This window comes from Arthrobacter agilis (genome assembly GCF_002953615.1).
Taxonomy (GTDB): Bacteria; Actinomycetota; Actinomycetes; order Actinomycetales; family Micrococcaceae; genus Arthrobacter_D; species Arthrobacter_D agilis_B.
Genome location: NZ_CP024915.1, coordinates 1,147,495 through 1,153,981, shown reverse-complemented (window position 1 = coordinate 1,153,981; position 6,487 = coordinate 1,147,495). Strand labels below are relative to the sequence as shown.

Below are 6,487 nucleotides of genomic sequence, written 5' to 3'. Positions count from 1 at the left end.
AGTTCAACCGCCACTCGTCCACCACGCCGTCCAGCGCCTGGCCCACCTGCTCCTCGAGCACGTCGGTCAGCGGGCATGCCGCGGTGGTGAGCGTCATGTCGATCAGGAGGGCGCCGTCCTCCGCGTAGTTCAGGCCGTAGAGAAGCCCGAGGTCCACGACGTTCACGCCGAGCTCCGGGTCGATCACGTCCCGCAACGCTTCCTCGACGTCGTCCAGCGCGGTCTGCGCCTGCTGCACATCACTCATCGCACTCTTCCTTTCGAGCGGTCCGGCACGCGTGCGTGCCGGGAATCCTGAAGGTCCTAGGCCTCCACCGCGGCCGTGAACCGATCGTAGCCCTCTTCCTCGAGGCGGTCCGCGAGTTCCGGGCCGCCCTGTTCGGCGATGCGCCCGGCGACGAACACGTGGACGAAGTCCGGCTTGATGTAGCGCAGGATCCGCGTGTAGTGCGTGATGAGCAGCGTGCCCATCTCACCCTTCGAGTGCTCGCGGTTCACGCCCTCGGAGACCACCTTCAGGGCGTCGACGTCGAGACCCGAGTCGGTCTCGTCGAGGATCGCGAACTTCGGGCGGAAGAGCTCCAGCTGCAGGATCTCCACGCGCTTCTTCTCACCGCCGGAGAAGCCCTCGTTGACGTTGCGCTGGGCGAAGTCGGCATCGATGCGCAGCTGGGCCATGGCCGTCTTGACATCCTTGGTCCAGTGCCGCAGGCTCGGGGCCTCGCCGTCGAGCGCGGTCTTGGCCGTGCGCAGGAAGTTGGTCATGGTGACGCCGGGGACCTCGACCGGGTACTGCATGGCCAGGAAGAGACCGGCGCGGGCGCGCTCGTCGACGCTCATGGAGAGGACGTCCTCGCCGTCGAGCGTGATCGAACCGCTGTCGACCTTGTACCGGGGGTGGCCGGCGATCGTCGACGCGAGGGTCGACTTGCCGGAACCGTTGGGCCCCATGATCGCGTGGGTCTCGCCGGTGTTGATCGTCAGCGTGACGCCCTTGAGGATGGGGATGTTTCCCTGGTCGGTGTCGATGCTGACGTGCAGGTCCTTGATTTCAAGTGTGGACATCGTGTTCTTTCTCCTTCGCCTGCTCTGCAGGAAGTGTGTGCGTGGACGGCGCCGGCGTCAGCCGAACTGCGGCGCGGGGGCTCCGTTGGTGACCGTCGTGATATCGACATAGACGTTGCCGTCATGGATCTCGAGTGCGAACACCGGGACGGGCTCGTATGCGGGGAGCTGCAGCGGCTGGCCGCTGCGCAGGTCGAACTGGGACCCGTGGCCCCAGCACTCGATGGCGCATCCCTCGACGTCGCCCTCCGACAGGGAGATGTCCGCATGCGAGCAGGTATCGCCCAGTGCGTGGATCTCGCCGTCCGAGTCGCGGACGATGACGACGGGATAGTCGTCGATCAGCACGCGCAGCGCCTGCTTGACCTCGATGTCGTCGACATCGCAGATGAGCTCGCCGCGGGGTGCTTCCGCCATCAGAGGTTCCCTGCCGCGAGCTCACGCTCGACCGACGCGGAGAGCCGCTCCTCGAGGGACGGCACCTTGATCTGCTGGATGACCTCGGTGAGGAAGCCGCGCACCACGAGGCGGCGTGCGTCCTTCTCGGGGATCCCGCGGGCCATCAGGTAGAACAGGTGCTCGTCGTCGAAGCGTCCGGTGGCACTGGCGTGGCCGGCACCCTCGATGAGGCCCGTCTCGATCTCGAGGTTCGGCACCGAGTCCGACCGCGCGCCGTCCGTGAGGATCAGGTTGCGGTTCGTCTCGTAGGTGTCCGTACCCTCGGCGGCCTTGCGGATCAGCACGTCACCGACCCACACGGTGTGCGCGTCGTCGCCCTGCAGGGCGCCCTTGTAGGTGACGCGTGACTTGCAGTTCGGCACGGCGTGGTCCACCAGGAGGCGCTGCTCGAGGTGCTGGCCGGCGTCGGCGAAGTACAGTCCGTACATCTCGACCTCGGCTCCGGTGGCGGTGAAGATCGACGACGGCGTGAGGCGCACGAGGTCGCCACCGAGGCTGACGACGACGTGCTTGTAGCGGGCGTCACGGCCCACCTTCGCCTGCTGCGAGGACACGTGCACGGCGTCGTCGTCCCATTCCTGGACGCTGACGACGGTCAGCTCGGCACCGTCGCCGACGATGATCTCGACGTTCTGGGCGAGGGTGACCGAACCGGTGTGGTCCAGCACGACGACGGCCTTGGAGAAGGCCTCGGCGTGGATGAGGATGTGCTGGGCCGCCGCGCCGGAGGTCGAGCCGGTGACGCTGACCATGACCTCGCCGTCGGCCACCGTCTCCTTCGGGATGGTGATCACGGTCGCGTCGGAGAACGCGTTCCACGCTGCGGCGGAGACGCGGTCCTCGGGCGTGGCCGCGGTGCCGAGGCGGGCGTCGCTGCGATCCACGGTCTCGACGGTGACGTTCCCGGCGCCGGTGACATTCACCGCGGGAGCCGTGCCGGTCAGGGCATCGGTGTGCAGTCCCCGCAGGCGCTTGAGCGGGGTGAAGCGCCAGTCCTCCTCGAGGCCCGTGAGGGACGGGAAGTCGGCGAGGTCGAAGGACCTGCGCCGCTCGCCCCGGGACGCCTCGGGCACCACGGGCGCGTTGCCATGGCTGTGCTTCTTGAGGCCGAGCTGCTCCGAGCCCTGGTCGTCGGCGGAGAGGCTCTCGCCCTCCTCCGTGAACCCGTCGATGGACGCCGCGGCGCCCGAGGGGGCGCCCAGGCGGGCCTTCTCGTCGAGGTCTCCGAGATCGGTGACCTCGCCCTCGGTGTCGGGTGAAATTTCCGTGTGGGTGGTCTCAGCCATCGCTAGCCTACGGCCCCTTCCATCTGCAGTTCGATCAGCCGGTTCAGCTCGAGCGCGTACTCCATGGGCAGCTCGCGGGCGATCGGCTCGATGAAGCCGCGCACGATCATGGCCATGGCCTCGTCCTCGGGGAGCCCGCGGGACATCAGGTAGAACAGCTGCTCCTCGCTGACGCGCGACACGGTGGCCTCGTGGCCCATGGTGACGTCGTCCTCGCGGATGTCCACGTACGGGTACGTGTCCGAGCGCGAGATGGTATCGACCAGCAGCGCGTCGCAGCGCACCGTGTTCGCGGAGTGCTTGGCCCCGTCGCGCACCTGGACGAGCCCGCGGTAGGCGGCACGTCCGCCACCGCGTGCAACGGACTTGGAGATGATCGAGGACTTGGTGTTGGGCGCGATGTGGACCATCTTCGAGCCGGTGTCCTGGTGCTGTCCCTCGCCGGCGAAGGCGATCGAGAGCGTCTCGCCCTTGGCGTGCTCGCCGACCAGGTAGACCGCCGGGTACTTCATGGTGACCTTGGAACCGATGTTGCCGTCGATCCACTCCATGGTGGCGCCCTCGTGGGCGATGGCGCGCTTGGTCACGAGGTTGTACACGTTGTTCGACCAGTTCTGGATGGTCGTGTACCGGACGCGCGCGCCCTTCTTGACCACGATCTCGACGACGGCCGAGTGCAGGGAGTCCGACGTGTAGATCGGGGCCGTGCAGCCCTCGATGTAGTGCACGTACGAGTCCTCGTCCGCGATGATGAGCGTCCGTTCGAACTGGCCCATGTTCTCGGTGTTGATGCGGAAATAGGCCTGCAGGGGGATCTCGACGTGGACGCCCTTCGGCACGTAGACGAAGGAACCGCCCGACCAGACGGCCGTGTTCAGCGACGCGAACTTGTTGTCGCCGACGGGGATGATGGTGCCGAAGTACTCCTTGAAGATCTCCGGGTGCTCACGCAGCGCGGTGTCCGTGTCGAGGAAGAGCACGCCCTGGCGCTCGAGGTCCTCGCGCAGCTGGTGGTAGACCACCTCGGACTCGTACTGGGCGGCGACACCGGACACGAGGCGGGCGCGCTCGGCCTCGGGGATGCCGAGCTTCTCGTAGGTGTTGCGGATGTCCTCGGGGAGGTCCTCCCACGTGTTCGCCTGCTTCTCCGTGGAGCGGACGAAGTACTTGATGTTGTCGAAGTCGATCCCGGAGAGGTCCGCACCCCACGCGGGCATGGGCTTGCGGTCGAAGTACTTGAGGCCCTTCAGGCGGAGATCGAGCATCCATTCGGGCTCGTTCTTCTTGGCGGAGATGTCGCGCACGACCTCCTCGCTCAGACCGCGGCGCGCGTTGTCGCTCGCCTCGTTCTTGTCCGCCCAGCCGTACTGGTAGGTCCCGATGCCCTCGAGTTCGGGGTTCTTCTCGAGGATGTCGCTGATCACCGACTCCGGCACTGCCGATGCAACTGGCTTGCGGTCTACTTGATCCGTCATCATGGCCTTCCTTGCTGATGGATGGATATCGTCGCTGGATTGCTGGGGGGACCGGCGTCCGGAGCCGCCGGCTGCGCGTCGGCGCCGGCTGCGTCCGTGCCGGCCACGGCGGCCGGAGCCGCCGTCGTCCGTCCCAGGGGAATGTGGGTGGTGCAGACGTGCCCGCCGGCGGCCAGCGTGGACAGCCTGCGGACATCGACGTCGAGCAGGCGGGCGAAGACGCCCGTCTCCTGCTCGCAGAACGCCGGGAACGCCGAGGCGAGCCCCTGGATGGGGCAGTGCCCCTGGCAGAGCTGGACGCTCAGCATCACGGGCCGGATCGCGGCGTTGGTGCGCGGACCGCGCCCCTGTGGGAGCCCCACCGTCTTGGTCGATCCCACGAACCCGTCGGCGGTGAGCGCACCTGCCAGGGCGTGGGCTCGCGCCTCGAGATCGGGCCCTGCGGCTTCGACGATCGGGCGGTAGCGCTCCTCCATGCCCGAGAAGCGGGTGCGGGCGAAGTCCTCGATGGCCTGCGGGCCGGCAGCCTCGCCAAGCTGGGCCAGTGCGGCGGTCGCGATGTCGAGGTAGTCGTTGCCGAGCTTCGTCTGGCCGCGCTGGCTCAGGACGTAGCGGCGTGCGGGGCGACCGGCACCGGTCGCGGAACTGCGGACGCGCTTGACCTCGATGAGGCCGTCGGAGGAGAGGGCGTCGAGGTGGCGGCGCATGGCGGCGGGTGTGAATCCGAGGCGATCTCCGAGTTCGGCCGCGCTGACGGGCCCCCGCTCGAGGACGGCGGAGAGCACACGGTCACGCGTACGCTCGTCCGGATCGGGCGAGACGATCTGGGCGGTCCGGTCGGCGGGCGCGGGTCCGCCGGCAGGACCGGCGACCTCGGGAAGGGTGGCGCGGGGCGATACGGTCACGGTCCATTCCTTCCGTCGGTGACAAAATACACAACACAAGCATGACCTAATGTATTCCGGGTCACCACTTAGGCGAGGCTACCCATCCGGGCCCCCGCGCCTCCTACTACCTGACGTAGAATAATGGGGTGCCGACAACTTCCCCCGCCCTCGAGATCGACGGGCTGATCAAGGATTTCGGGCCCGTCGGCTCGCTCGACGGCCGCATGGTCCGGGTGCTCGACGGCGTCAGCCTCAGCGCGGCGCACGGGGCGGTCACCGTCCTCCTCGGAGCCAATGGCGCCGGCAAGACGACGACGCTCGAATGTGCGCAGGGGCTCCAGCGTGCAGACGGTGGGCTGGTCCGGCTCCTCGGCGAGGACCCCGCGCGCGCGACGCCGGACCTGCGGGCGCGAGTCGGCGTGATGCTGCAGGACGGAGGGCTCCCGCCCTCGGTGCGACCCCTCGCCCTCCTGCGCCACGTGGCGTCGATGTACCGGTCCCCGCTGCCCGTGGAGGCGCTGGCCGAGCGCCTCGGCCTGGACGACTTCGGCGCCGTCTCCATCCGTCGTCTCTCCGGTGGGCAGAAGCAGCGCCTCGCCCTGGCCTGCGCCCTCGTCGGACGGCCAGAGGTCGTCTTCCTCGACGAGCCCAGCGCGGGTCTCGACCCGCAGTCGCGCACGATCGTGTTCGACCTCATCCGGGAACTCCGCGCGGACGGCCTCGCCGTCGTCCTCACCACCCACCTGCTCGACGACGCGCAGAAGCTCGCCGACTACGTCTACATCCTCGAGGGCGGCCGGACCGTCGCCGAGGGTACTGTCGCGGACCTCACGGCCGACACGGACACCGACGGGATGCGTGAGCTGCGCTTCGAGACCGTACCCGGACTCACCCTTCCCCCGGACCTGCTCCCCCACCTGCACCAGCGTGAACCCGACCCCGGACAGTACGTGCTCCGCGGCTCGCTGACGGCCCGGGACGTCGCCCGCCTGGCGGAGTGGTGGGATGCCTGCGGCGTGATGCCGACGGCGATCGCCATGACGCCCCGGTCCCTGGAGGACGTCTTCCTCGACATCTCCGGACGGAGCATCCGATGAGCACCAGCGCTCCCGCTCCCCGCCGCACGGCTTCCGGTCCCGACGCCGGTGCCGCCCGCGGAACCGCCGCCGGCCTGCCTGCCCGCGTGCTGCGCCACGGCTCCTACGAGGCCCTGGCGATGCTGCGCAACGGGGAGCAGCTCGTCCTGGCGATCGTCCTGCCGCTGCTGGCACTCACCGCCCTGGTGATCACCCCGCTGCTGGACCCCTACGGCCCG

Annotated in this window: 6 protein-coding genes and 2 pseudogenes; 2 read left to right on the top strand and 6 right to left on the bottom strand. The window is 68.7% G+C overall.

The window, feature by feature from the left end; translation table 11 throughout:
• From CVO76_RS05495 to CVO76_RS05470, 6 genes and pseudogenes are all read right to left on the bottom strand, one after another.
• A pseudogene (locus CVO76_RS05495) lies at nucleotides 1–196 on the bottom strand (metal-sulfur cluster assembly factor); the annotation flags it as partial.
• Between the two features lie 107 nt (nucleotides 197–303).
• Nucleotides 304–1,065 carry a Fe-S cluster assembly ATPase SufC gene (sufC, locus tag CVO76_RS05490; protein ID WP_133081891.1) on the bottom strand — a complete coding sequence of 254 codons (762 nt, stop codon included), beginning with the start codon at nucleotides 1,063–1,065 and terminating at the stop codon, nucleotides 304–306.
• 57 nt (nucleotides 1,066–1,122) lie between these two features.
• The gene (locus CVO76_RS05485) at nucleotides 1,123–1,482 is read right to left on the bottom strand and encodes a non-heme iron oxygenase ferredoxin subunit (RefSeq protein ID WP_133081890.1); all 360 of its coding nucleotides are present in this window, start codon (nucleotides 1,480–1,482) and stop codon (nucleotides 1,123–1,125) included.
• Nucleotides 1,482–2,810, bottom strand: coding sequence for a Fe-S cluster assembly protein SufD (gene sufD, locus CVO76_RS05480; protein ID WP_208741107.1), 1,329 nt, complete (start codon nucleotides 2,808–2,810; stop codon nucleotides 1,482–1,484). Before sufD ends, CVO76_RS05485 begins: the two co-directional genes overlap by 1 nt.
• Before the next feature lie 2 nt (nucleotides 2,811–2,812).
• Nucleotides 2,813–4,285: a Fe-S cluster assembly protein SufB gene (sufB, locus tag CVO76_RS05475; RefSeq protein ID WP_133081888.1), complete on the bottom strand. Its 1,473-nt coding sequence runs from the start codon at nucleotides 4,283–4,285 to the stop codon at nucleotides 2,813–2,815.
• Entirely contained in the window at nucleotides 4,285–5,190 is a 906-nt protein-coding gene (locus CVO76_RS05470) for a helix-turn-helix transcriptional regulator (protein WP_432206133.1), read from the bottom strand. The genes sufB and CVO76_RS05470 overlap by 1 nt, the downstream gene beginning before the upstream one ends.
• Nucleotides 5,191–5,318: 128 nt before the next feature.
• On the opposite strand from CVO76_RS05470, the gene CVO76_RS05465 reads away from it, so the two are divergent.
• Nucleotides 5,319–6,269 carry an ABC transporter ATP-binding protein gene (locus CVO76_RS05465; RefSeq protein ID WP_244186223.1) on the top strand — a complete coding sequence of 317 codons (951 nt, stop codon included), beginning with the start codon at nucleotides 5,319–5,321 and terminating at the stop codon, nucleotides 6,267–6,269.
• Nucleotides 6,266–6,487 (top strand): annotated as a pseudogene (locus tag CVO76_RS17270) (hypothetical protein); the annotation flags it as partial. The gene CVO76_RS05465 and the pseudogene CVO76_RS17270, both read left to right, overlap by 4 nt.